Source organism: Micromonospora halophytica (genome assembly GCF_900090245.1).
Taxonomy (GTDB): Bacteria; Actinomycetota; Actinomycetes; order Mycobacteriales; family Micromonosporaceae; genus Micromonospora; species Micromonospora halophytica.
Genome location: NZ_FMDN01000003.1, coordinates 237,280 through 260,300, shown reverse-complemented (window position 1 = coordinate 260,300; position 23,021 = coordinate 237,280). Strand labels below are relative to the sequence as shown.

The 23,021-nt window shown below is 73.2% G+C and carries 18 protein-coding genes and 2 pseudogenes; 7 read left to right on the top strand and 13 right to left on the bottom strand.

Features of this window, described 5'->3' with window-relative positions:
* Window positions 1-58: 58 nt before the first annotated feature.
* From GA0070560_RS06340 to eno, 6 genes and pseudogenes are all read right to left on the bottom strand, one after another.
* A pseudogene (locus GA0070560_RS06340) lies at window positions 59-148 on the bottom strand (PadR family transcriptional regulator); the annotation flags it as partial.
* A gap of 155 nt (window positions 149-303) precedes the next feature.
* Entirely contained in the window at window positions 304-1,245 is a 942-nt protein-coding gene (locus tag GA0070560_RS06335; RefSeq protein ID WP_091292464.1) for a Ppx/GppA phosphatase family protein, read from the bottom strand.
* A 423-nt stretch (window positions 1,246-1,668) separates the two neighbouring features.
* Entirely contained in the window at window positions 1,669-2,172 is a 504-nt protein-coding gene (locus GA0070560_RS06330) for an amino-acid N-acetyltransferase (protein WP_091292462.1), read from the bottom strand.
* Between the two features lie 2 nt (window positions 2,173-2,174).
* Window positions 2,175-2,732 (bottom strand): DUF501 domain-containing protein, encoded by a 558-nt coding sequence (locus GA0070560_RS06325; protein WP_091293000.1) that lies wholly within the window; start codon window positions 2,730-2,732, stop codon window positions 2,175-2,177.
* A gap of 37 nt (window positions 2,733-2,769) precedes the next feature.
* A complete protein-coding gene (locus GA0070560_RS06320) occupies window positions 2,770-3,390 on the bottom strand; it encodes an FtsB family cell division protein (protein WP_091292998.1) in 621 nt (206 codons plus the stop codon).
* A gap of 32 nt (window positions 3,391-3,422) precedes the next feature.
* Window positions 3,423-4,706 (bottom strand): phosphopyruvate hydratase, encoded by a 1,284-nt coding sequence (gene eno, locus GA0070560_RS06315; RefSeq protein ID WP_091292459.1) that lies wholly within the window; start codon window positions 4,704-4,706, stop codon window positions 3,423-3,425.
* A 235-nt stretch (window positions 4,707-4,941) separates the two neighbouring features.
* On the opposite strand from eno, the gene GA0070560_RS06310 reads away from it, so the two are divergent.
* Window positions 4,942-5,634, top strand: a complete 693-nt coding sequence (locus GA0070560_RS06310) for a hypothetical protein (RefSeq protein ID WP_091292996.1) — start codon at window positions 4,942-4,944, stop codon at window positions 5,632-5,634.
* A gap of 46 nt (window positions 5,635-5,680) precedes the next feature.
* On the opposite strand, the gene GA0070560_RS06305 is transcribed toward GA0070560_RS06310, so the two are convergent.
* From GA0070560_RS06305 to mfd, 4 genes are all read right to left on the bottom strand, one after another.
* Complete coding sequence (locus GA0070560_RS06305) at window positions 5,681-7,300, bottom strand: DUF885 domain-containing protein (protein ID WP_091292456.1); 1,620 nt, start codon at window positions 7,298-7,300, stop codon at window positions 5,681-5,683.
* A 393-nt stretch (window positions 7,301-7,693) separates the two neighbouring features.
* Window positions 7,694-8,692, bottom strand: coding sequence for a nucleoside triphosphate pyrophosphohydrolase (locus GA0070560_RS06300; RefSeq protein ID WP_091292454.1), 999 nt, complete (start codon window positions 8,690-8,692; stop codon window positions 7,694-7,696).
* Window positions 8,689-9,474, bottom strand: a complete 786-nt coding sequence (locus GA0070560_RS06295) for a SurA N-terminal domain-containing protein (RefSeq protein ID WP_091292994.1) — start codon at window positions 9,472-9,474, stop codon at window positions 8,689-8,691. The genes GA0070560_RS06300 and GA0070560_RS06295 overlap by 4 nt, the downstream gene beginning before the upstream one ends.
* A gap of 98 nt (window positions 9,475-9,572) precedes the next feature.
* Window positions 9,573-13,211, bottom strand: a complete 3,639-nt coding sequence (mfd, locus tag GA0070560_RS06290; protein ID WP_091292452.1) for a transcription-repair coupling factor — start codon at window positions 13,209-13,211, stop codon at window positions 9,573-9,575.
* A 217-nt stretch (window positions 13,212-13,428) separates the two neighbouring features.
* Here mfd and GA0070560_RS06285 point away from each other — a divergent pair, with 217 nt between their 5' ends.
* From GA0070560_RS06285 to GA0070560_RS06270, 4 genes are all read left to right on the top strand, one after another.
* On the top strand, window positions 13,429-14,121 hold the full coding sequence (locus tag GA0070560_RS06285) for a hypothetical protein (RefSeq protein WP_139131449.1): 693 nt from the start codon (window positions 13,429-13,431) through the stop codon (window positions 14,119-14,121).
* Between the two features lie 128 nt (window positions 14,122-14,249).
* Window positions 14,250-15,158 (top strand): helix-turn-helix domain-containing protein, encoded by a 909-nt coding sequence (locus GA0070560_RS06280; protein ID WP_139131448.1) that lies wholly within the window; start codon window positions 14,250-14,252, stop codon window positions 15,156-15,158.
* A gap of 340 nt (window positions 15,159-15,498) precedes the next feature.
* The gene (locus tag GA0070560_RS06275) at window positions 15,499-16,419 is read left to right on the top strand and encodes a cyclase family protein (RefSeq protein WP_091292445.1); all 921 of its coding nucleotides are present in this window, start codon (window positions 15,499-15,501) and stop codon (window positions 16,417-16,419) included.
* Between the two features lie 88 nt (window positions 16,420-16,507).
* On the top strand, window positions 16,508-16,777 hold the full coding sequence (locus GA0070560_RS06270; protein ID WP_091292443.1) for a GntR family transcriptional regulator: 270 nt from the start codon (window positions 16,508-16,510) through the stop codon (window positions 16,775-16,777).
* Here the strand turns inward: GA0070560_RS06270 and GA0070560_RS29355 are convergent.
* Window positions 16,761-17,099: a S66 peptidase family protein gene (locus tag GA0070560_RS29355; RefSeq protein ID WP_245675383.1), complete on the bottom strand. Its 339-nt coding sequence runs from the start codon at window positions 17,097-17,099 to the stop codon at window positions 16,761-16,763. The two genes, GA0070560_RS06270 and GA0070560_RS29355, sit on opposite strands and share 17 nt — an antisense overlap.
* Window positions 17,100-17,469: 370 nt before the next feature.
* Window positions 17,470-17,802, bottom strand: a pseudogene (locus GA0070560_RS29350) (LD-carboxypeptidase); the annotation flags it as partial.
* Window positions 17,803-18,081: 279 nt separating this feature from the next.
* Here GA0070560_RS29350 and ppc point away from each other — a divergent pair.
* Complete coding sequence (gene ppc / locus GA0070560_RS06260) at window positions 18,082-20,868, top strand: phosphoenolpyruvate carboxylase (protein WP_091292992.1); 2,787 nt, start codon at window positions 18,082-18,084, stop codon at window positions 20,866-20,868.
* Window positions 20,869-21,007: 139 nt separating this feature from the next.
* Here the strand turns inward: ppc and GA0070560_RS06255 are convergent, their stop codons facing one another.
* Window positions 21,008-21,793: a hypothetical protein gene (locus GA0070560_RS06255; protein ID WP_091292441.1), complete on the bottom strand. Its 786-nt coding sequence runs from the start codon at window positions 21,791-21,793 to the stop codon at window positions 21,008-21,010.
* Window positions 21,794-21,847: 54 nt separating this feature from the next.
* Here GA0070560_RS06255 and GA0070560_RS06250 point away from each other — a divergent pair, with 54 nt between their 5' ends.
* Window positions 21,848-23,011 carry a DNA recombination protein RmuC gene (locus GA0070560_RS06250; protein WP_091292439.1) on the top strand — a complete coding sequence of 388 codons (1,164 nt, stop codon included), beginning with the start codon at window positions 21,848-21,850 and terminating at the stop codon, window positions 23,009-23,011.
* The last annotated feature ends 10 nt before the right edge of the window (window positions 23,012-23,021 follow it).

Below are 23,021 nucleotides of genomic sequence, written 5' to 3'. Positions count from 1 at the left end.
CGGCCGTCGCAGTCGGGGACGTGCCGGGTCGGGCCGGCGCCTCCGTCGTGGTCGGGGGCGCGTAGTACTTGCGGTGCGGCCCCGACTCGCTCGGCACCACGTACGTGGTCAGCAGGCCGGCGGCGAAGAGCCGGCGCAGGCTGTCGTAGCTTCCGCCTGGTCCACATCGACGTCCTTGATCGCTACGTCGTTGAGCGCGAGGAAGACACGGACGGTGCCTCCCCCATCACGATCGAGGCACTTCAGGCAGATCGAACTGGTGACCAAATGAAAATCATACCGGCCACACGCAGGGACAACGACCTATCCCTGGATCTCCGCGAGGCTCCAGGCGATGCCGTCGAGGATGTCGTGCTCGGAGGCGATCACCGAGGACATCCCGGCCCGTTCCATGATGACCCGCAGCACCAGCGCGCCCGCCCCGATCACGTCGGCCCGGCCCGGATGCATCACCGGGATGGCCAGCCGCTGCTCGCGGGACTTGGCCAGCAGGTCGGCGGTCACCTCGGCCACCCCGTCGTACGGCACCCGGGCGTGGTGGATGCGCTCCGGGTCGTACCCGGTGAGGCCCTGGGCGATGGCGACGACGGTGGTGACCGACCCGGCGAGGCCGACCAGCGTGGCGGCCTCGCGGCCGGGGACGGCCTCCAGCGCGCGGTCCACCGCGACCGCGATGTCGGCCTGCGCGGCGGCGATCTCGTCCAGGGCCGGCGGGTCGCCGTGCAGGTGCCGCTCGGTCATCCGGACGCAGCCGATGTCCATCGAGATCGCCGCCTGCACCCCACCCTCGCGGGTGCCGACGACGAACTCGGTCGAGCCGCCCCCGATGTCCACCACCAGGTACGGCGGCTCGGCGTCGGCGGGCAGGCCGCGCACCGCGCCGGTGAAGGAGAGCCGGGCCTCCTCGTCGCCGGTGACCACCTCGGGCGCGACGCCGAGGGTCTGCTCCACCATGGCCCGGAAGTCACCGGCGTTGGACGCGTCCCGGGAGGCCGACGTGGCGCACATCCGCACCCGCTCCACGCCGAGCTTCTCGATCTCGGCGGCGTAGTCGGCGAGCGCCACCCGGGTCCGCTCGATCGCCTCCGGGGCGAGCCGGCCGGTCCTGTCCACGCCCTGGCCGAGCCGGACGATCTCCATCCGGCGGCTCAGGTCGACCAGCGGCGCCTGCGGCCCCGCCGACTCCTCGGGCAGGTCGGCGACCAGTAGGCGGATGGAGTTGGTCCCGCAGTCGATGGCGGCCACACGCGTCGTCACGGCAGCAACCCTACGGCAGCCGAGCCGGACCGGCAGCGGGCTCGTCGCCCCTCGACGCACCCGGTCCGACGCCCCGTCGGCCGTACCTCGTCCGGAGCCCTTTTTGGACACGGAGCGTCAATAGGCGCGCTGCTCACGGAACGTCACCGAGCTGGAGAGGTCGACGCGGGTGACGTTCGCCCTTTGCTCTGCTGCCACCACCGCACCACCACGCACGACCTGCCGATACCCGATGAGAGGCACATGCGCGACGGGCCACAAGTAACCACGATACGTGACTGGCGCTTATATGGCTGCAGAGCAAAGCGGGCGACAGGACCCATCCCGCCCCTCCACAGAACCTACCCAGTGTGACGAGTTGGCCGACCCACAGCGCCAAGCGGAAGAAGAACAAGGTGCGTCCGCCCACCGCTACAGGCGCAGCAGCATCCGGGTGTTGCCCAGGGTGTTCGGCTTGACCCGTTCCAGGTCCAGGAACTCGGCGACACCCTCGTCGTACGAACGGAGCAGCTGCTCGTAGACCGGCTGCGGCACCGGCGCCCCGTCGATCTCGGTGAAGCCGAACGAGCCGAAGAACCGGGTCTCGAAGGTGAGCACGAAGATCCGGGCGACCCCCAACTCACGCGCCGCGTCGATCAACTCGCCGACGATCCGGTGACCGAGCTTGCGGCCCCGGCAGGCCGGGTCCACCGCGACGGTGCGGATCTCGGCCAGGTCCTCCCACATCACGTGCAGCGCGCCACAGCCGACCACCGTGCCGTCGCCGGTCACCGCGACCCGGAACTCCTGCACGTCCTCGTAGAGGGTGACGGTCGCCTTGCTGAGCAGCCGCCGGTCGTCGGTGTAGGTGTCGACCAGCCGCCGGATCCCCCGCACGTCGCCGGTGCGGGCCCGCCGGACGACGATCTCGTCCATGGTCACTCCGCCGCCGGCACGTCCACACACGGCCCGGCGGACCACCACTTCTCCACCAGGGCCAGGGTCTCGTCGCCGAACGGGTTGACCCCCGGCCCGGCGCCCAGCGCGTGGCCCAGGTGGACGTGCAGGCACTTCACCCGCCCCGGCATGCCGCCGGCGGAGATACCGGCGATCTCCGGCACCTCGCCGATCGCCTCCCGGCGGGTGAGGTAGTCCTCGTGCGCGGCCCGGTAGCGGGCGGCCAGCTCCGGGTCCTCGGCGAGCCGGTCGGCCATCTCCTTCATCAGCCCGGCCGACTCCAACCGGCTGCACGCCGCGGTCGCCCGCGGGCAGGTCAGGTAGAACAGCGTCGGGAAGGGGGTGCCGTCGGCCAGCCGAGGCGTCGTCTCCACCACGTCGGGCAGCCCGCACGGGCAGCGGTGGGCCACCGCCCGGGTGCCGCGCGGCGGGCGTCCGAGCTGCGCGGCCACCGCGGCCAGGTCGGCCTCGGTGGCCGGTTCGCGCTGCGGCGGGGGTACGGAGTCCGCCGCCGGCTCCTGCGGTGGTACGACAGTCACGGTGCCCATCTCTCGCTCGGTGCTCGGGTGCTGCTGCTCACTGGCCGGGCTGGTCGTCGTCCGCCGCCCGCACGCTCGACCACAGGGTGTCGTACCAGGGATCCGGGGTCTTCGGCGGGGCCTTCGGCCGGCCCGCGGCGGCGTCCCGGGCGGCGCCCTCCGGGTCGTTCAGCACGATCACCGGCACCTCACCCGGCGGGACCATGTAGAACCGCTCCCGGGCCTTGATCTTGATGTACTCCGGGTCCCGCCACTTCGCCGCCTCGGCCGAGAGCCGGGAGATCTCCTGCCGCTGGGCGGCCTGCGACGCCTGCATGCGCTCGATGTCGACCTGCTGGTCGAGGTAGACCCGGACCGGATAGGTGTACGCCAGGGCGAGCGCGATCAGCACCGCGAAGAGCACGGTGGCCCGCCCGGTGAAGCGTCGGGGGTGGGGTGCGGTCAGCCGCTTGATCGTGCCGCTGGCCGCCGTACGCCGAGCGGCGGCGGGCCGGTTCGCGGAGCGTACGCCCTCCGCGCCCCGTGCCCGCGCGGCACCGGCCCGCGGCTCGGCGCGGACCCCGCTGTCACGGACGGCAGCCCGGGCGCGGGCCCCGCCCGGCCGACCGGTCGGTCGACGGACGGGGCGCTGGCCACCCGGTGTGCGGCGCTGCTGCATCGTCACACCCCTCCCCCGAGGCCTCTCGCGTCTCAGGCCGAACGGTAACGCGGGAACGCGCCCGCGCCGGCGTACCGCGCCGCGTCGGCCAGTTCCTCCTCGATACGCAGGAGCTGGTTGTACTTGGCGACCCGGTCCGAGCGGGCCGGAGCACCGGTCTTGATCTGGCCGCAGCCGGTGGCGACGGCCAGGTCGGCGATGGTGGTGTCCTCGGTCTCGCCGGAACGGTGGCTCATCATGCACTTGAAGCCGGCCCGGTGGGCCAGGTCCACCGCGTCCAGGGTCTCGGTCAGCGAGCCGATCTGGTTGACCTTCACCAGCACCGCGTTGGCGGCCTTCTCGGCGATACCCCGGGCGATGCGCTGCGGGTTGGTGACGAAGAGGTCGTCACCGACGATCTGGATCCGGTCGCCGACGGCGGCGGTCAGGGTGGCCCAGCCGCTCCAGTCGTCCTCCGACAGCGGGTCCTCGATGGAGACGATCGGGTAGTCGCCGATGAGCTTGGTGTAGTAGTTGCTCATCTCCTCGGCGCTCTTCGCGCTGCCCTCGAAGGTGTAGGTGCCGTTGTCGAAGAACTCGGTGGCGGCGACGTCGAGGGCGAAGACGATGTCGGTGCCGAGCCGGTAACCGGCCTTCTCCACCGCCTCGGCGATCAGGTCCAGCGCGGCGGCGTTGCTCGGCAGGTTCGGGGCGAAGCCGCCCTCGTCGCCCAGGCCGGTCGACAGGTCCTTCTTCTTCAGCACCGACTTCAGTGCGTGGTAGACCTCCGCGCCGGAGCGCAGCGCCTCGCGGAAGCTGGGCGCACCGATCGGCGCGATCATGAACTCCTGGACGTCGACGTTGGAGTCGGCGTGCGCGCCACCGTTGAGGATGTTCATCATCGGCACCGGCAGCAGGTGCGCGTTCGGGCCGCCCAGGTAGCGGAAGAGGCTCAGCTCGGCGCTGCCGGCGGCGGCCTTCGCCACGGCCAGCGAGACACCGAGGATCGCGTTGGCGCCCAGCTCGCCCTTGTTGTCCGTGCCGTCGAGGTCGAGCATCTTCTGGTCGATCAGCCGCTGCTCGCTGGCCTCGTACCCGATGAGCTGGTCGACGATCTTGTCCTCGATGTTGGCGACCGCGTTCTCGACGCCCTTGCCCTGGTAACGGTCCTTGTCACCGTCGCGCAGCTCGATCGCCTCGAAGGCGCCGGTCGAGGCGCCGGACGGCACCGCGGCGCGGGCGATCGTGCCGTCGTCGAGCCCGACCTCGACCTCGACGGTCGGGTTGCCCCGCGAGTCGAGAATCTCCCGGGCGACGATTCCTTCGATGCTTGCCACTGAGTCGCTCCTCGTTCGTGTGTGCGAGTCCGGTATGGGCCGCGACGGTGCGGCTGGGGCAGGTGTGTTGAACGCAGCGTATCGGGCGACGGCCTGCCGCATGCCGTCGCCCGCCGTACGGACCGTGCCGTGGGACCCCGTCACCGTGACGGACGGTACGGACATTCCCGGATTCTCGGTCCTCAACCGGCAACGGGTTTGCGTCCGGTGGACCCGATCGACGACGCTGGTCGTCATGCCCGCCGTCTCGACCACTCTCCGCATGCTCTCCGTGTCGGTCATCGCGTCGCTCACGGTCACCGGCTGTCAGACCCTCGACGACGCCGGTCGGGCGCTCGGCCGCTCCGACCTGGTCAACGACCTGGCCGCGCGGATGGACGGCGCGCTCACCGCGACGTGGGCCGCCGACTACCAGCTCCCCGGCGGTCGGACCGCCTCCGTCGCCCAGACGAAGACGCCGCTGCGCTCGGCGTACACCTGGCCGGACGGCAAGATCACCGTCACCCAGGAGTCGGTCACCCGGTGCGAGACCTCCGCCGGCCGCACCGCTTGTACCGTGCTGCCCCCGGAGCTGACCGCCGGCAAGCCCTCGGTGCTCGTCTGGACCGAAGCCGAGAAGCGCGGCCTGGTCACCCCGCCGGCGGTGATGGGTCTGCTCACCGACGCCGCCCTCGACCCGGACGCGGTCATCACGCAGAGCGACACCACGGTCGCCGGGCACCACGCCACCTGCGTCGACGTGAAGCGTTCCACCGGCGACTTCTCCACCTGCGTCACCACCGAAGGGGTACTGGGCAGCTTCTCCGGCACCCTCGCCGGCACCCCCACCGAGGTGACCCTGAGCCGCTACACCGAGTCGGTCGACCCGGCCGCCTTCGACGTGCCGGCGGGCGCGGGCGTCGTGGACCGCCGCACCGTCACCCCGTGACCGGGCGGCGCTGACACCCGACGGCCCGGGTCCCCGGCCGGCGGCGTCAGATCCCGAGCAGGGTCCGCAGGTGGCGCGGCGGCGGGCAGTCGTGCGCCAGCATCGCGTCGTGCCACTCGCGCACCGGCACCCCGTCCGGCCGGCACCGGGCGATGTCCGCCATCTCGCTCCACCCCACGAAGTACGTGGAGAGCTGGGTGGAGGTGAGCAGCGCCCGCCGCCACTTGCCGGCCGCCTCGCCCTCCTCCTGGAACCCCCGCCCGGTCATCAGCGCCATCGCGTCGGCCTCGGGCAGGTCCTCGCAGTGCACGAGCTGGTCGAGCAGCGCGTTGATGGTCATCCGCAGCTGCATCTTGAGCTGCTGCAACCGTACCGGCAGGCCGCCGAAGCCGAGGCCGACCATCAGCTCCTCGGCGTACACCGCCCAGCCCTCGATGAACACCCCGGACTCGGTCAGCGGCCGGACCCGGGTCGGGCCGACGTACCGGCGGGCGTGGGCGAGCTGGAGGAAGTGCCCCGGCATCGCCTCGTGCACGGTCAGGTTGCGGATCATGTGGTCGTTGTACTCGCGGTAGAACGACTCGACGCGGTGCGCGGGCCACCCGGCCGGGGTGGGCGCGATGCAGTAGAAGGTCGGCAGGTTCGCCGTCTCCAGCGGGCCGGGCGAGTCGCAGTAGGCGACCGCGACGCCACGGGCGAACTCCGGCATCTCCTGGATCACGCACGGGTCGTCGACGAGGCTGACCAGGTCGTGGGCGCGGACGAAGTCGGTCGCCTCGTCCAGGCTGACCGAGGCGAGATCCACGATGGAGTGGTCGTCCGGGTGCTCGGCGGCGAGCAGGTCCAGCGCACGGCGTACCGTCTCGTCGTCGCCGGGACCGCCGACCAGCTCGACCGCCGCCGCGCGGATCTCCTCGGTGACCCGCTCCAGGTTGGCCCAGGCCCGGCGCTGGATCTCCGCCGCGCCCAGCTCGGTGTCGAGGGTGTGCCAGAGCCGCGCCTCCCAGCGGCGTCGCCCCAGCCGGGGGTCGCGCCCCGGCCCGGCATCGGCGGCGAGGCCGGCCCGCAGCCACGCCACGAACTCCTCCAGTGCGGCGATGGCCGCGGTGGCCGCCGACTCCACCCGGTCGTACCGGTTGGGAGCCTGGGCGAGCAACGCCGGCAGCTCGTCACGGATCAGCGCCGCCGTGCCGGTGAACTGCCCGACCGCCGTCTCGGCGTGGATCCGTGGCATGTCCCGCAGCGTCGCGCGCGCGGTCGCCAGGGCATCCGGTACGGCCTCCAGCCGGCCGGCGAGATGGGTCAGCCGCTCCTGGACCGGAGCGTACGGCCGGGCGAGCAGGGCGTGCAGCAGCGGACCGGGGTTGTGCCGCAGCGGATCCCACTCGTGCGCGCGGATCTCGTCGCTCTCGAAGAGCGCCCGGTCCACGAACGAGCCGAGCAGCGCGTGGTCGACCTGCTCGTCGACGTCGAGCGAGTCCGCGTCCAGCTCGGCGAGGGCGTCGGCGGCCTCCTTCAGCATCGCCCGGTCCGCCGCGACCGCCTCGGCGGAGAGGTCGGGCAGGCGGTCGTCGTACCGGTGGTCGCCGGTGGACGTGGCGAGGCCGGGGTGGCTCTCCAGCAGGGCGTCGACGATCCGCTCGGCGAGGGGCACGAAGGACTCCATCCCCCGACCCTAACCGTCCCGCCGACGCCCGTCGTGCCCCGACGACCGACCCTCGGACCGTCACCCGTTGTGTCGGCCGGACGACCGGCCGGGCATCCGTGCCGACGCTTTGCTCTGCACCCACCCACGCACCAGTGACGGCGAGTCACTGACAGTCGGGGCACGCCGACGGCGGCACACGGGAAATCCGCTGCTCAATGCGGTGGTGCGGTGATGACAGCAGAGCAAAGGGCCCAGGCGACCCTTTACGGATCTCGCCCACGCGGTCACCCTCAGCAACCGTAGGCGAAGGTCACCGAGAGCTACATCGGCCAGCCGGGGGCGCGGCCGGTCGAGGGCAGGGCGTCACCGCCCGGTGCCACGAGGCGCATCCCCGGGCATCGGGCGCCCGCGTCACGGTCGGCCGGGGCCGCGCGCCTCGCGTTCGGCGGCGCGCACCGCATCGGCGTACGCCAGGGTGGCGCGGCGCAACGCCGCCTCCGGGTCGATGCCGGCCTCCCGGGCGGCGGCAACCGTGGCCAGCAGGCCGGCGCCGAGGCGTGCCTCCGGGTCGACCTGACCGTCGGCCAGCGGCGGCGGGACGGCCAGGCCGATCCGGCCGGCCCGGTCCAGGATCTTGGCAGCCAGGGCGAGTGCGGGCTGGCTCAGCGCGATGCCGTCCAGCACCGACTCGCGGGCCTTCTCGGCCCGCTTGATCCGCTCCCAGCTCGCCTCGATCTCCTCCAGGGTGCCCGCCTCGTCCCCGGCGAAGACGTGCGGGTTGCGGCGGACCATCTTGTCCACCAGGACGCCGGCCACATCGTCGACGGTCCACCGCTCACCCTCGGGCAGGTTCTCCGCCAGCCGGGCGTGCAGCAGCACCTGGAGCAGCACGTCGCCCAGCTCCTCGCGGAGCGCGTCGGTGTCGTCGGCGCTGATCGCGTCGTACGCCTCGTAGCACTCCTCCAGCAGGAACCCGGCCAGGCTACGGTGCGTCTGCGCCCGCTTCCACGGGTCACCGCCCGGGGACGCCAGCCGGTCCATCACCTCGACCGCGTCGAGCAGCCGGGCTCCGGGCGGATCCCACGAGCCGTACATCAGCTCCAGCTCGGCCAGCCCGGGCTCCCGGGCCAGCCGCAGGCCCAACTCCCGGGCGAGCGACTCGTCGCCCGCCGGGCCGGCCAGCCAGACCACGGTGCCGTGCGCCGCCACCGCGTCGAGCAGCACCTGCGTCGCCCCGGACCCGACCACGGTGACCTCGGCGCCCGCCGCGCGGACCGCCGCGGTCACCGGGCTCTCCGCACCGGCCAGCACCGGCGCGGAGCGTACGACGTCCCAGGCGGCGGCGGTCAGCAGGCCGGCCGGCAGCCGGGGCGAGGTGACCAGCAGGACGATGCGTGCGGACGTGCTCAGGATGCCACCGGCGCGTTCTGCTCGGCCGGCGTGACGACCGGCTCAGGCGTCGAGATGTCGGTGACCGGGCTGCCGGACTCGACGTACGGCAGGGCGTAGAAGACCAGCTCCTGACCCTTGTTGACCCAGGACGGCACGCCCAGCGGACGGTAGCGCGGGTTGACCGAGAGGTCGACCTCGTCGGCCTCCGCCTCCAGCGCCGCGCTGAGCGCCGACGCGGTCCGCACGAACCCGCCCGCGCCGAAGAGCTGGCGCACCTGGCCCACGGAGAGGCCGGGCTGGATCCCGCCGGCCTTCACGATCGCCTGGTAGACGGCCATCACCGACTCGTCGCTGAGCTGGGCCGGCGGCAGGCTCTGGCTCAGCACCTGGGAGATGTCCCACCACTCCGCCCAGAGCTTGGCGTACTCGGCCTGCGGCGGCATCTGGAGCTGTTGGGCGAGCTGCTCCGGGGTGACCTGGTCCGGCACCGACAGGCCCTGCTCGGCCACGATCCGCTTGCCCAGCTCGATGCTGACCAGCAGGTTCAGCACGTCCTGCCGGGTCACCGACGAACGCAGCTGCTCGGCGGTGGGGGTGATGCCGGCCTGGGCCGCGCTCTGGCGCACCGCCTCCGCGTACCGCGCCTGGGCGTCGTCGTAGACCGCGTCCACCCGGTCGACCGAGTAGGTGCGGTCCCCGACGTACGCGGCCACGTCCGGCGACGTCCGGCCGCAGGCGGTCAGGGAGAGGACACCGAGAGCCGCGACGCTGGCGGCGGCGATGAGACGGCGTGCACGCATGCCGGTCACTCTCTCATGTCCTCCGACCCGCTGTAACGCCGCCCACCACGGGCCGGCCGCCGGTCGGCGGGGGCCCGGCGCCGGCCGCTGCCCCGCGGTCACGCCTTCGCCCCGGCCAGCGGTGCCGGCTCGCCCAGCACGTCGGAGAGGAGCTGGGCGCACCACTGGAGCAGGGCCTGGTCGCGCAGCGGCTCGCCGCCGACCCGGCGGGTGCTCGGCCGGGGCACGCTGACCTGGTCGAGCGCGGACTTGTAGACCGAGTCCGGGTGATACCGCTTGAGCCGCAGCTGCTTCGAGTCGGGCAGCGGCAGCGGGCCGAACCTGATGTGCTTGCCCTGCATGCTCACGTCGGCGAGGCCGTACCGGCGGGCCAGCAGGCGGAACCGGGCCACCGCGACCAGGTTCTGCACCGGGGCCGGCGGCTCGCCGTACCGGTCGGTCATCTCGGCGACCACCTCGCGCAACCGCTCCTCGTCGCGGGCCTCGGCCAGCTTGCGGTACATCTCCAGGCGCAGTCGCTCCACGCCGACGTAGTCGTGCGGCAGGTGCGCGTCGACCGGGAGATCCACCTTGACCTCGGTCTCCTCCTCGGGGTGCTCGCCCTTGAACGCGGAGACCGCCTCACCGACCATCCGGACGTACAGGTCGAAACCGACGCCCTCGATATGGCCGGACTGCTCACCGCCGAGCAGGTTCCCGGCGCCCCGGATCTCCAGGTCCTTCATCGCCACGTACATGCCGGCGCCCAGCTCGGTGTGCTGCGCGATGGTGGCCAGCCGCTCGTGCGCGTGCTCGGTGAGCGGCTTCTCCGGCGGATAGAGGAAGTACGCGTACGCCCGCTCCCGGCCCCGGCCGACCCGGCCCCGGATCTGGTGCAGCTGGGCCAGGCCGAGCAGGTCGGCCCGCTCCACGATCAGGGTGTTGGCGTTCGGGATGTCGATGCCCGACTCGACGATGGTGGTGCAGACCAGGACGTCGAACTCCTTCTCCCAGAAGCCGACCATCACCTTCTCCAGGGCTTCCTCGCCCAGCTGGCCGTGCGCCACCGCGACCCGGGCCTCGGGCACCAGCTCCCGGATCCGCCGCGCCGCCCGCTCGATCGACTCGACCCGGTTGTGCAGGTAGAAGACCTGCCCGTCGCGGAGCAGCTCACGGTGGATGGAGGCGGCCACCTGCCGGTCGTCGTACGCCCCGACGAAGGTCAGCACCGGGTGCCGCTCCTCCGGCGGGGTGGCGATGGTGGACATCTCCCGGATGCCGGTGATCGCCATCTCCAGCGTCCGCGGGATCGGGGTGGCCGACATGCTCAGCACGTCGACCGAGGCCCGCATGGACTTCAGGTGCTCCTTGTGCTCGACACCGAAGCGCTGCTCCTCGTCGACGATGACCAGGCCCAGCGACTTGAACCGGGTGGCCGACTGGAGCAGCCGGTGGGTGCCGATGACGATGTCGACGGTGCCGTCGGCGACCATCTCCAGGGTCCGCTCGGACTCCTTCGGGGTCTGGAAGCGGGAGAGCTGCCGGATGGCCACCGGGAACTGGCTCATCCGCTCGGCGAAGGTGTTGTAGTGCTGCTGGACCAGCAGCGTGGTCGGCACCAGCACCGCCACCTGCTTGCCGTCCTGCACCGCCTTGAACGCCGCCCGCACCGCGATCTCGGTCTTGCCGTAGCCGACGTCGCCGCAGATCAGCCGGTCCATCGGGACGGTCTGCTCCATGTCCCGCTTGACCTCTTCGATCGCGGCGAGCTGGTCGGGCGTCTCCTGCCACGGGAAGGCGTCCTCCAGCTCCCGCTGCCACGGGGTGTCCGGGCCGAACGGGTGCCCCTTGGACGCCTTGCGGGCGGCGTAGAGCTGGATCAGCTGCGCGGCGATCTCCTTGACCGCCTTGCGCGCCCGGGCCTTGGACTTCTGCCAGTCCGAGCCGCCCATCTTGTGCAGGGTGGGCTGCTCGCCGCCGACGTAGCGGGAGAGCTGGTCGAGCTGGTCGGTGGGGACGAAGAGCCGGTCGCCGGGCTGGCCGCGCTTGCTCGGGGCATACTCGATGACCAGGTATTCCCGGCTGGCGCCGTTGACGTTGCGCTGCACCAGCTCCACGTAGCGGCCGATGCCGTGCTGCTCGTGCACGACGTGGTCGCCGGCCTTCAGTTCCAGCGGGTCGATGGTGTTGCGCCGCCGGCTCGGCATCTTGCGCATGTCCCGGGTCGAGGTGCCCCGACCGCCGGTGACGTCGTTGCCGGTGAGCAGCACGAACTTCGACGCCTCGTCGACGAAGCCGGCGGTCAGGCAGCCGCAGGAGACCAGCAGCTCGCCGGGGGCGGGCGCGGCCGGCACCTGGTCGACCAGCCGGGCGCCGAGCCCGGCGTCGCGCAGCACCTCGACGGCCCGCTGGGCCGGGCCGTGCCCCTCGAAGACCAGCGCGATGGACCAGCCCTCGCCGGCCCAGCGCTTGAGGTCGTCGACCACCCGGGCGGTCTCGCCGTGGTAGAGCGGGGCGGGCTGGGCGGCCAGGGTCACCGCGATCGCAGCGTCGGGCGTGACGTCGACCTCGCTCGGCTCGTCCTCCCACGGCTGCCGGGCCGGCGCGGTGACGTCGGCCTCCACCAGGCCGAACGGCGCCAGGGTCCACCAGGGTTGGCGCAGCGCGCGGGCGTGCGTACGGACGTCGGACAGGGTGCGGAAGGCGGCAGCGCCGACGTCGACCGGGGCCTGCCCGCCGACGGCCGCCGCAGCCCAGCTGGCCTGGAGGAACTCGTCGGAGGTACGCACCAGGTCGTGTGCCCGGGTGCGGATCCGCTCCGGGTCGCAGAGCAGGACGTGGGTGCCGGCCGGCATGCAGTCCAGCAGCAGCTCCAGGGCGTCGGCGCCGATCAGCGCCGGGGCCAGCGACTCCATGCCCTCGACCGGGATGCCCTCGGCGAGCTTGTCCAGGATCTCGGCCAGTTCCGGGTGTTCCTCGGCGAGCACGGCGGCCCGCTTGCGCACCCCGGGGGTGAGCAGCAGCTCCCGGCAGGGCGGGGCCCAGAGCAGCGGGACGCCCTCGATGGTCCGCTGGTCGGCGACGGCGAAGGTGCGGATCTCCTCCACCTCGTCGCCCCAGAACTCGACCCGGGACGGGTGCTCGTCGGTGGGCGGGAAGACGTCCAGGATGCCGCCGCGCACGGCGAACTCGCCACGTTTGGTCACCAGGTCGACCCGCGCGTACGCCATGTCGGTGAGCCGGCGGGCCACCTCCTCCAGGTCCGCCTCGGCGCCGGCGGCGAGCTGCACCGGCTCCAGGTCGCCGAGCCCCTTGAGCTGCGGTTGCAGCAGCGAGCGGACCGGAGCGACGACCACCCGCAGCGGACCGGTGCGGCCGTGCGCGTCGGTCGATCCCGGGTGTGCCAGGCGGCGCAGCACGGCGAGCCGCCGGCCCACCGTGTCGGAGCGCGGGGAGAGTCGCTCGTGCGGCAGCGTCTCCCAGGAGGGGAAGACCGCCACCTGGTCCTGCGGGAGCAGGCTGCCCAGCGCGGAGGCCAGGTCGTCGGCCTCCCGGGTGGTGGCGGTCACGGCGAGCACGGGACGGCCGGCCCCGCCGGCCGGTTCGTCGGCCGCGACGGCGGCGACGGCGAACGGGCGCAGGGCGGCCGGGGCGGTGAGGTCGAGCCCGTCGACCTGGGCGGCACCGGAGCGCGCCAGGTCACGCGCCCGGGCCAGCCCGGGGTCGGCCAGTGCGGCGGAGAAGAGTCCGGTGAGCATCTGTGATCACTTCCAGGAAGTCGACACACGACGACGGCCCCGCGTCCAGCCGGACGGGGGGTGCACCCGTCGAGACTATCCCGCCGCCCGGACATTCCGGGCTCCAGCCGCCCGCCCGTGGGCCTCGGGCTCCGCGCCGACGGATCCGGGGGCACCCGTGGTGGCCGCCGGCCCGTAGGCTGGCCCTCCTGTCCGCGCAGCAGTGGGAGCGCCCCCGGTGACCACCCCGCCACCCTGGCCGCCGTCCGGCCAGCCCTCGCAGCACCCGTACGGCCCGCCCCCGCAGCACCCGTACGGCGCTCCGCCGCCGGGATACCCGCCCCCGCCCCCGCCCGCGCCGGTGACCAAGCGCATCCCGGAGGACCAGCCGTTCGTCGTCCGGCCCAACGTCGCCAAACGTGGCCTGGTCATGGGCGGGGTCGTGGCGGTGCTGCTCGTCCCGATCCTCTGCATCCTCGGCGTCGGCCTCCTGGGAGGCACCGACGAGCAGGCCCGCGGCAGCGCCGTGGCCGGCCTCCTCGCCCTGGTGGGTTGCCTGCTGGTCGCGATCGCTCTGCCGATCGGCCTCCAGCTCTGGCTGATCGGTTCCGGGGGCCCGGTGCTGGCGCTCGGTCCGGCCGGGCTCTGGATCCGCACCCGGCCGACCCGAGGGCAGGCGGTCTGGCTGCCCTGGGAGGCCGTCGCCCAGATCTCCCGCCGCCGGTGGAGCCTGGAGAAGATGCTGGTCGTCAAGCCCTACGACCAACGCGCCCTGCAGAACCTCGGTACGTTCACCGCACTGGACAGCGGGCTGCTGAGCGCCTTCTACGGCTCCGGGCTGGTCGCGACCCTGAACTTCGCGGACCGGCCGGAATCGGAGATCCTGGCGGCGGTCGCGCACTACAGCGCCGGTCGCTGCCGGCTCCTCTGACGCCGCAACCCGGCCCGGGCCGTGCCCGCGTGACGGGATGCCTCCGTCGCTCCCGGCACGGTCGGGGCACGATCCGGGTGGCGGCAGGTCGGGGCGGATCCCGACGGGTGTGCTGAGGGGGAGGTACGGTGCCGGAGCAGGTCGGCAGTGATCCCCGGGGAGGAAGCACCCCGGCCCGGTGGCGGGTGCTCGGCTTCGCCGAGGGGATGCTCGTCTACCAGGTGCGCTGCGTCGTGGACGATCCCGGCTGGCACGGGCCCGTCCCCCACCTCGGGCACCGGGTCTTCCTCGGCCGCTCCGGCGCCTACCTGCGGCGGCTCAACGGGCAGGTCACCGTGGCCGACCCCACCACGGTGCTGCTCACCCGTCCCGGCGACGAGATGCACGTCGCCCACCCGTACGGCGACGGTGACGTCTACTCCTGCCTGGAGTTCACGCCGGAACTGCTGGCCGACCGCCCCGACGCCGGCCGGTGGCTGGACCGACGCGGCTGGGACGGCACCGTCGACGAACGGCTCGACCTGGAGCACCGGATGCTGGTCGCCCGCTGCGTGCGGGGCCTGGACGGGTTCGAGTTCGCCGAGCGGCTGCACCGGTTCCTCGGCCGGCTCCTCGCCGCCAGCCCGATCGGCGCGGGCGAACCGGGCGCGGAGATCGAACGGGCGGTCGGCCGCCGCCCGGCCACCCTGGCCGCGCACCGCCGGCTGGCCGACCGGGCCCGGGAGGTGCTGGCCGGCTCCGACTTCCGGCTGGGCCTGACCGAGGTGGCCGCCCAGGTGGGCTGCTCACCGCACCACCTGAGCCGGGTGTTCCAGCGGGTGACCGGGCAGAGCCTCACCGCGTACCGGAACCGGCTGCGGGTCCGCGCGGTGCTCGACGCGCTCGCCGACGACGACGGGCAGCCGCTGGGCTCGGTCGCCGCCGAGCACGGCTTCGCCGACCAGGCCCACCTCACCCGGGTGGTCCGCGACCAGGTCGGGCATCCGCCGGCGCAGCTGCGCCGCCTGCTCACCGCGCCCGAAACCGAAGCCGCCTGACCCGGCGCGCGGACCCGACGGGCCGGCACGGTTTCGAGCAATTTTCTTCAAGAAGTGGGGGCGGCCCCGCCGCGAGGATGGAACGCGTCAGCCCGGCCGGGCCGCCACCAGGCGGCGACCGAGGGGTACGCGGACCTGTTCGGGGAGGTCCGACGCCCCACCGGGCAACGGCGGCGCCCTGCGGGTGCCCCGGTGGTGGAGGCGTCGCCAACCCCCCAGGTTCGGCGTCTCCACCACCGAACTTCCTTGCGTGATCCGTGCCACGTTCCGGGTCCGGCGACACTCCGGGCGAACCGGGAAGGATCTTGACCGGACCGGATCGGCGTGGTCGGGTGGGCCCATGACGGGGCAGTACCGGGCGCAGTTCGACGCCGAGATCACGTTCGCCAACGGGGGCGGTCTGCGGACCGACGGATTCCGGCTCGACATTCCCGGGCGGGAGATCGGCGACGACGACCTCGCCGCACTTCTCGTCCGGCATCTCGGGCTGCTGATGGTCGGTGAGGTGCGGATCAGCAACAGGACGGTCGTCGAGGAGCCGCACAAGGGCGGCCGGGGCGTCGCCGGGCCGGACGCCGGCAGTGGGTCCGGGGCCCGGCGGCTGGTCGAGCTGAGCCACGTCATCGCGGACGGGATGACCACCCTGCCCGGCTGGCCGGCGCCGCGGATCACCGAGTGGCTGACCCGGGAGGCGTCCCGGGCGAACTACGCCCCGGGCACCGAGTTCCAGGTGGGCCGGATCGACATGATCGCCAACACCGGCACCTACCTGGACACCCCGGCGCACCGGTACGCCGACGGCGCGGACCTCGCCGGTACCCCGCTGGACCGCCTCGCCGACCTGCCCGGGGTCGTGGTCCGCGTACCGGCCGGGACCCGGGCGGTGGACCGGCTGCTGCTGGCGCCGTACGACGTGGCCGGCCGGGCGGTGCTGGTGCACACCGGCTGGTCCGCGCACTTCGGCACCGACCGGTACGGCGCGCCGGAGGCGCCGTACCTGACCGGCGACGGGGCGCGGGCCCTGGCCGACGCGGGTGCCACCCTGGTCGGCATCGACTCGGTCAACATCGACGACATGGGCCCGGCGGCGCGGGGCGAGCGCCCGGCGCACAGCACACTGCTGGCCGCCGGCATCCCGATCGTGGAGCACCTGACCGGCCTGGAAGCCCTGCCCCCGGAGGGGTTCCGCTTCACCGCCGCCCCGCCGATGGTGGCCGGCATGGGCACCTTCCCCGTCCGCGCCTTCGCCACCCTCCCCTGACCCGACCCACCGCGCCCCGCGCAGGGACCCTGGCCAGATCTTGGCGACCTACTGTTCGCAGCGAACGACAACTCGCCAAGATCCAGACGTGCTGAGCAGTGAGTGGAACGCCATGGGTGTCAAATGGGGCGGAGACACCGCCAGCGCTCCACCAAGCCATCCGAGAACAGCTCCACACCGGCAAGCTGAAGGCGGGCGATCAGAGCTACCCACGACGCAGGAGCTGATCGAGAGCTACGGCGTCTCCTACGGCTCGATCCGCACCGCCCTGCTGATCCTCAAGGCGGAAGGGCTGATCGAGGGCCGGCAAGGGAAGGTGTCTTCGTCCGCGATCCCGACGGTCAGTAGCGGACGCTGATCCGGCGCTCGACGGCGTCGACCCGGATCTCCCCGCCGTACGGCACGATGAGCTGCGGGTCGGTGTGGCCGAGGTCGACATCGAAGACCACCACCGCGTCCGGGTTGTAGGGGGCGAGCGCGCGGGTGATCGCCGCCCGCTGCGCCTCGGCCCAGGCCAGCCGCTCCGGGACCGGGAGCTGGTGGTCGAAGTCCCACGCCTTGGGCCGGCCGACCACGACCGCCGGGAAGGCGGCGAGCAGCCCCCGCTCCCCCATGTTGCGCACCATCCGGAAGACCTCCTGCGCGTCGGGCAGCTCGTTGGAGGTCTCGACGACCAGCACCGACCCCGGCCAGCTGCTCGGCCGTCGGGACCCGGTCGACGGCCATCAGCCAGTGCAGGATCTCCAGACAGCCGCCCCAGGTCCGCCCCTGCACCACCCGTGCCGGCCCCTGCCAGCGCCAGCCGGCGCCCGGCAGCATCTCCGGCTCGTACGCCAGCGTCTCCGGCTCGTCCCACGGGTTCGGCTTGTCGCCCCACTCGGTGGCGGGGGTCAGCTCGTACCAGCCGGAGGTGAAGAGGGCGGCGCGCAGCGAGTCGAAGGTCAGCGGGTGCGGCCTGCCGGGCCGGCCGAGGTGCACCAGCACCGATCCGCCGTGGTACGCCACGATGCCGAGCCGGTACAGGTGGTTGAGGACGTTGGTGTTGTCCGAGTACCCGAAGTACGGCTTCGGGTTGGCTCGCAGCACGTCGTCGTCGAGGTACGGGGTGACGGTGATCAGGTCGTCCCCGCCCACGGTGGCGAGCACGGCGGTGACCGTCGGGTCGGCGAAGGCGGCGGTGAGGTCCCGGGCCCGGTCGCGTGGGTCGGCACCCACCTGGCGGGTGGTCGGGTACTCGACCGGTTCCAGGCCGAACTCCTCGCGCAGCCGGCGCAGGCCCAGCTCGTACACGGCCGGGAACACGCCCGGCAGGCCGGCGGAGGGCGAGACGACCGCGACCCGGTCGCCCGGCTTCGGCTTGAGGGGATAGCTCGGCACTGTCATGTCCGGAGGTTAGCCAGGGCCACCACCGGTTTTCCCGGCCGGCGGCAGGGCGGACCGGGTCGAGCGACAGAAACTCACATCACCGACGGACCCGGGCCATAGGCTGGCGGTGTGGAGGATGAGTGCCGGCAGGCCGTCGGACGCCCCGTCAAGGTCTCCGGCCGGCCATGATCGTGGGGAAGGCGACATCCCTGACCCCCTCCTTGCCGGGGGGTCTGCACCGATACGATCCATGGAGTCGGACAGCGCTGTCCTTCGTACTCACGTAAGGAGCGCATGGTGACCGACCAGCACGACCACGACGGGCCCGACGCCGCTCTCCGGGCCGACATCCGCCGCCTCGGCACCCTGCTCGGCCAGACCCTGGCCCGGCAGGAGGGCCGCCCCCTGCTCGACCTGGTCGAGGAGATCCGCGCCCAGGTCCGCTCCGACGCCCCGGCCGCCGCGCAGCGCCTCGGCGGGCTGGACGTGACCACCGGCACGAAGCTGGCCCGCGCCTTCTCCACCTACTTCCACCTGGCCAACATCACCGAGCAGGTGCACCGGGCGCGGGACCTGCGCCGTCGCCGGGCCATGCACGGCGGCTGGCTGGACCAGGCGGCCAAGATGATCGCCGAGCGCGGGGTGCCGGCCGAGGAGATCGCGGCGGCGGCCCGCCGGCTCGCGGTACGCCCGGTGTTCACCGCCCACCCGACCGAGGCGGCCCGCCGGTCCATCCTGTCCAAGCTGCGCGCCATCGCCGACGAGCTGGACACCGAGACCAGCAACGCCATCCTCTACGGGGCCAGCGACGAGGGGCCCGCCAACCGGCGCCTGGCCGAGCTGCTGGACCTGATGTGGCAGACCGACGAGCTGCGGCTGGACCGGCCCGACCCGACCGACGAGGCCCGCAACGCCATCTACTACCTGCGCGACCTGTACGCCGAGGCCGCCCCGCAGGTGCTCGACGACCTCGCCGACACGCTGCGCACCCTGGGCGTGGAGACCTCGCCGACGTCCCGCCCGCTGACCTTCGGCACCTGGATCGGCGGTGACCGCGACGGCAACCCGTTCGTCACTCCGACGGTCACCCGTGAGGTGCTGCGCATCCAGCACGAGCACGGCATCGCTGCCACCGAGAAGGCGATGGACCACCTCATCAGCGAGGTCTCCGTCTCCCGCCGGCTGCGCGCGGTCTCCCTCGATCTCTCCGCCAGCCTCGCCGCCGACCTGGACGCGCTGCCCGAGGTGGCTCCCCGGTTCCGCCGGGTCAACGCCGAGGAGCCGTACCGGCTCAAGGCCCGGTGCGTGAAGGCGAAGCTGGCCAACACCCGGGAGCGGCTGCGCACCGGCACCGCGCACACGCCGGGGCGGGACTACCGCGGCTCGGCCGAGCTGATCGCCGACCTGGAGCTGCTGCGCGCCTCGCTGGCCCGCAACTCCGGGCAGCTCACCGCGGTCGGCCGGCTCGCCTCCACCATCCGTACGGTCTCCGCGTTCGGCCTGCACCTGGCGACGATGGACGTGCGGGAGCACGCCGAGAAGCACCACGAGGTGCTCAGTCAGCTCTACGCGGCCGTCGGCGAGGTCTCCGACTACCCGTCGCTGAGCCGGCTGGAGCGCACCAAGCTGCTCGCCGACGAGCTGACCGGCCGCCGGCCGCTCTCCACCCTGGACACGCCGCTGACCGAGAGCGCGCAGAAGACGTTCGACGTGTTCGCGACGATCCGGGAGGCGCAGGACCGGTTCGGCACCGAGGTCATCGAGTCGTACATCATCTCGATGACCCTGGGCGTGGACGACATCCTCGCCGCCGTGGTGCTGGCCCGCGAGGCCGGCCTGGTCGACGTGCACAGCGGCCGGGCCCGGATCGGCATCGTGCCGCTGCTGGAGACCCCGGCCGAGCTGAACGCCGGTGGCGAGCTGTTGGACGAGCTGCTGTCCCTGCCCGCGTACCGGGCGCTGGTCGCGGCCCGGGGCGACGTGCAGGAGGTGATGCTGGGTTACTCCGACTCCAACAAGGAGGCCGGCATCACCACCAGCCAGTGGTCGATCCACCGGGCGCAGCGCGCGCTGCGCGACGTGGCCGCCCGGCACGGCGTGCACCTGCGGCTCTTCCACGGCCGGGGCGGCACGGTGGGTCGCGGTGGCGGCCCCACCCACGACGCGATCCTGGCCCAGCCGTACGGCACGCTGGACGGCGCGATCAAGGTGACCGAGCAGGGCGAGGTCATCTCCGACAAGTACACGCTGCCCGCGCTGGCCCGGGAGAACCTGGAGCTGACCGTGGCCGCGGTGCTCCAGGCGACGCTGCTGCACACCGCGCCCCGCCAGCCGGCCGAGATGCTGGAGCGCTGGGACGCGACGATGGACGTGGTCTCCTCCTCGGCGTACCGGTCGTACCGGTCGCTGGTGGAGGACCCGGACCTGCCGGCCTACTTCTGGGCGTCGACCCCGACCGAGCTGCTCGGCGCGCTGAACATCGGCTCCCGGCCGGCGAAGCGGCCGAACACCGGGGCCGGGCTGTCCGGCCTGCGGGCCATCCCGTGGGTGTTCGGCTGGACGCAGACCCGGCAGATCGTGCCCGGCTGGTTCGGGGTGGGTTCCGGCCTGGCGGCGGCCCGGGCGGCCGGCCTGGAGGACGTCCTCGCCGAGATGAACCGCAACTGGCACTTCTTCCGCACGTTCCTGTCGAACGTCGAGATGATGCTGACCAAGACCGACCTGACCATCGCCCGCCGGTACGTGGAGACGCTGGTCCCGAAGAAGCTGCACCCGATCTTCGACAAGATCGAGCAGGAGTACGAGCTGACCAAGCAGGAGGTGCTGGCGGTCACCTCCGCGCCGGCCCTGCTGGAGAACTCCCCGGTGCTCCAGCGCACCCTCGCGGTGCGGGACACCTACCTGGAGCCGCTGCACCACCTCCAGGTGGCGCTGCTGCGGCAGTACCGGGACTCCGGCGCCGCCGGGCGCGCGGTGGCGACCGCGCCGGGCGGCCGGCGTGCCCCGAGCGACGGCACCGCCCTGGAGCGGGCGCTGCTCACCACGGTCAACGGCATCGCCGCCGGCATGCGCAACACCGGCTGATCCACCGGTACGACGAAGGCCCCGGTCCGCGTGACCGGGGCCTTCCTCGTCGTGTCGTGCGGTGGGGCCGGCGTCGTCGGGCGGTGAGGCGGGGCACGGGCCGGGTCCGGCGTCCCTCAGCAGGCCCACCCGCGGCGGCTCACCAGTCGCCGCCCCCGAAGTCGCCCCCGCCGAAGTCGCCCCCGCCGAAGTCGCCGCCCCCGAAGTCGCCGCCACCGAAGTCCCCGGCGGCCCCGCCGAAGTCGCCCTGGTCGCCGCCGGCGCCCTGGTCCGTCGCGCCGTCGCCGAAGCCCTCCTGGTTGCCGGCGTCGTAGCCCGGGTCGGCGAAGGCCGGGGAGAAGAGCGCGTCGGCGATCAGCATGCCGCCGATCACCCCGGCACCGGCGCCGAGCGCGGTCTTCCACCACGGGGTGGAGTACCAGCCGGCCGGCACCGGCCGGCCCCGGAGTCGCCCGCCCGGGTAGTAGTACGGCGTGTCCCGGCCCGGCTGCGGGCCGGCCTTGAAGGTCTGCCCCTGCACCTGCACCTGGCGTTCCCTGGTCAACTCCCCGGTGCCCTGCGCGGCGGCCAGCGGCGGCAGCTCCGGGCCCGGGTCCAGGCCCAGCGCCACCCGCGCCGCGCGCGCGTACGCCAGCCCTTCCAGGGCGGTCTCCCGGGCCAGCCGGTACTGATGGACCGTGCGTGCCTGCTCCAACTGGCTGCCGGCGGCGTTGTAGCGTTCGGCGGCGTCGACCAGCGCCTGGCGTACGGCTGGGGCGTCGCCGTGCAGGTTCATCACCTGGCCGCCGAGGCGCTCGTACCAGCGCTGGGCGTCGGCCCGGACGTCGGCGAGGCTGCGCGCCTCCCGGGCGGCCCGTTCCCGCCGCCACCACACGAGCCCGCCGACCAGCAGGACGGCAAGGATCGCCACGAGCAGAAGTTCCATGCCGCTGAACGTACCCGCCGGGCGCTGGTCGTACCCCTTTGGCATGCTCGGGGGATGGACCTGTCGACGCTGGCCGTGGTGGTCGTCTGTCTCGCCGCCGGCGGCGTCGGGGGTTGGCACCTGGCCCGGGCCCGGTCGGCGGCGGAGGTCGCCCGACTGGAGGCCACCCTGGCGGCCACCCGGGAGGGCGAGGGGCGGCTGGAGCAGTCGATGCGGGCGCTCAGCTACGAGGCGACCGCCCAGTCCCAGGAGGCGGTGGCCCGGGCGGTCGCCCCACTGCACGACACCCTCCGCCGGTACGAGCAGCGGGTGGGTGAGCTGGAACGCGACCGGGTGGACGCCTACGCCGAGCTGCGCGAGCAGGTACGCGCCATGAGCACGGTCTCCGGCGAGCTGCGCACCGAGACCAAGCAGCTGGTCGCCGCGCTGCGCGCGCCGCAGGTGCGCGGCCGGTGGGGCGAGCACCAGCTCCGCCGGATCGTCGAGGCGGCCGGCATGCTGGAGCACTGCGACTTCAGCGAGCAGGTCACCGCCGCCACCGACCACCAGGGGGTACGCCCCGACCTGGTGGTCCGGCTGCACGGCGGCCGAACGGTGGTGGTGGACGCCAAGGCGCCCTTCGACGCGTACCTGACGGCGATGGAGGCGCGCGACGAGCGGGGGCGGGACACCCATCTCGACGCGCACGCCCGGCACCTGCGGGCGCACGTCGACGCGCTGGCCGCGAAGTCGTACTGGGCGGCCTTCGACTCGACGCCGGAGTTCGTGGTGCTCTTCGTGCCCGCCGACCCGTTCCTGGACGTGGCGTTGCAGCGCGACCCGACCCTGCTGGAGCACGCCTTCGCCCGCAACGTGGTGCTGGCGACCCCGGCGACCCTGGTGGCGATGCTGCGCACGGTGGCCTACTCGTGGCGACAGGAGGCGCTGGCCCGCAACGCGGTGGCGGTGCACTCGCTGGCCCGCGAGCTGTACGGCCGGCTGTCCACCTTGGGCGAGCACGTCGGCAAGCTGGGCGCCTCGCTGGGCGGGGCGGTGACCGCCTACAACCGGGCGGTCGGCTCGCTGGAGGCGCGGGTGCTGGTCAGCGCCCGCAAGCTGGCCGAGCTGGGCGTCTCCGACCAGGAGTTGACGACGCCGGCACAGGTGGAGCTGACACCCCGGCAGCCGCAGGCGCCCGAGCTGCTCGACGATCCGTCCACCATGGAGCGCTCCGCCTAGCAGTTCGCAT

Excerpts from the sequence above, each read along its gene's own strand:
- GA0070560_RS06330 (WP_091292462.1), bottom strand. The coding sequence starts at position 2,172 with ATGGACGAGATCGTCGTCCGGCGGGCCCGCACCGGCGACGTGCGGGGG.
- GA0070560_RS06305 (WP_091292456.1), bottom strand. The coding sequence starts at position 7,300 with ATGGAGTCCTTCGTGCCCCTCGCCGAGCGGATCGTCGACGCCCTGCTG.
- GA0070560_RS06310 (WP_091292996.1), top strand. The coding sequence starts at position 4,942 with ATGCCCGCCGTCTCGACCACTCTCCGCATGCTCTCCGTGTCGGTCATC.
- GA0070560_RS06295 (WP_091292994.1), bottom strand. The coding sequence starts at position 9,474 with ATGCGTGCACGCCGTCTCATCGCCGCCGCCAGCGTCGCGGCTCTCGGT.
- mfd (WP_091292452.1), bottom strand. The coding sequence starts at position 13,211 with ATGCTCACCGGACTCTTCTCCGCCGCACTGGCCGACCCCGGGCTGGCC.
- GA0070560_RS06250 (WP_091292439.1), top strand. The coding sequence starts at position 21,848 with ATGGACCTGTCGACGCTGGCCGTGGTGGTCGTCTGTCTCGCCGCCGGC.
- GA0070560_RS06275 (WP_091292445.1), top strand. The coding sequence starts at position 15,499 with ATGACGGGGCAGTACCGGGCGCAGTTCGACGCCGAGATCACGTTCGCC.
- GA0070560_RS06320 (WP_091292998.1), bottom strand. The coding sequence starts at position 3,390 with ATGCAGCAGCGCCGCACACCGGGTGGCCAGCGCCCCGTCCGTCGACCG.
- GA0070560_RS06255 (WP_091292441.1), bottom strand. The coding sequence starts at position 21,793 with ATGGAACTTCTGCTCGTGGCGATCCTTGCCGTCCTGCTGGTCGGCGGG.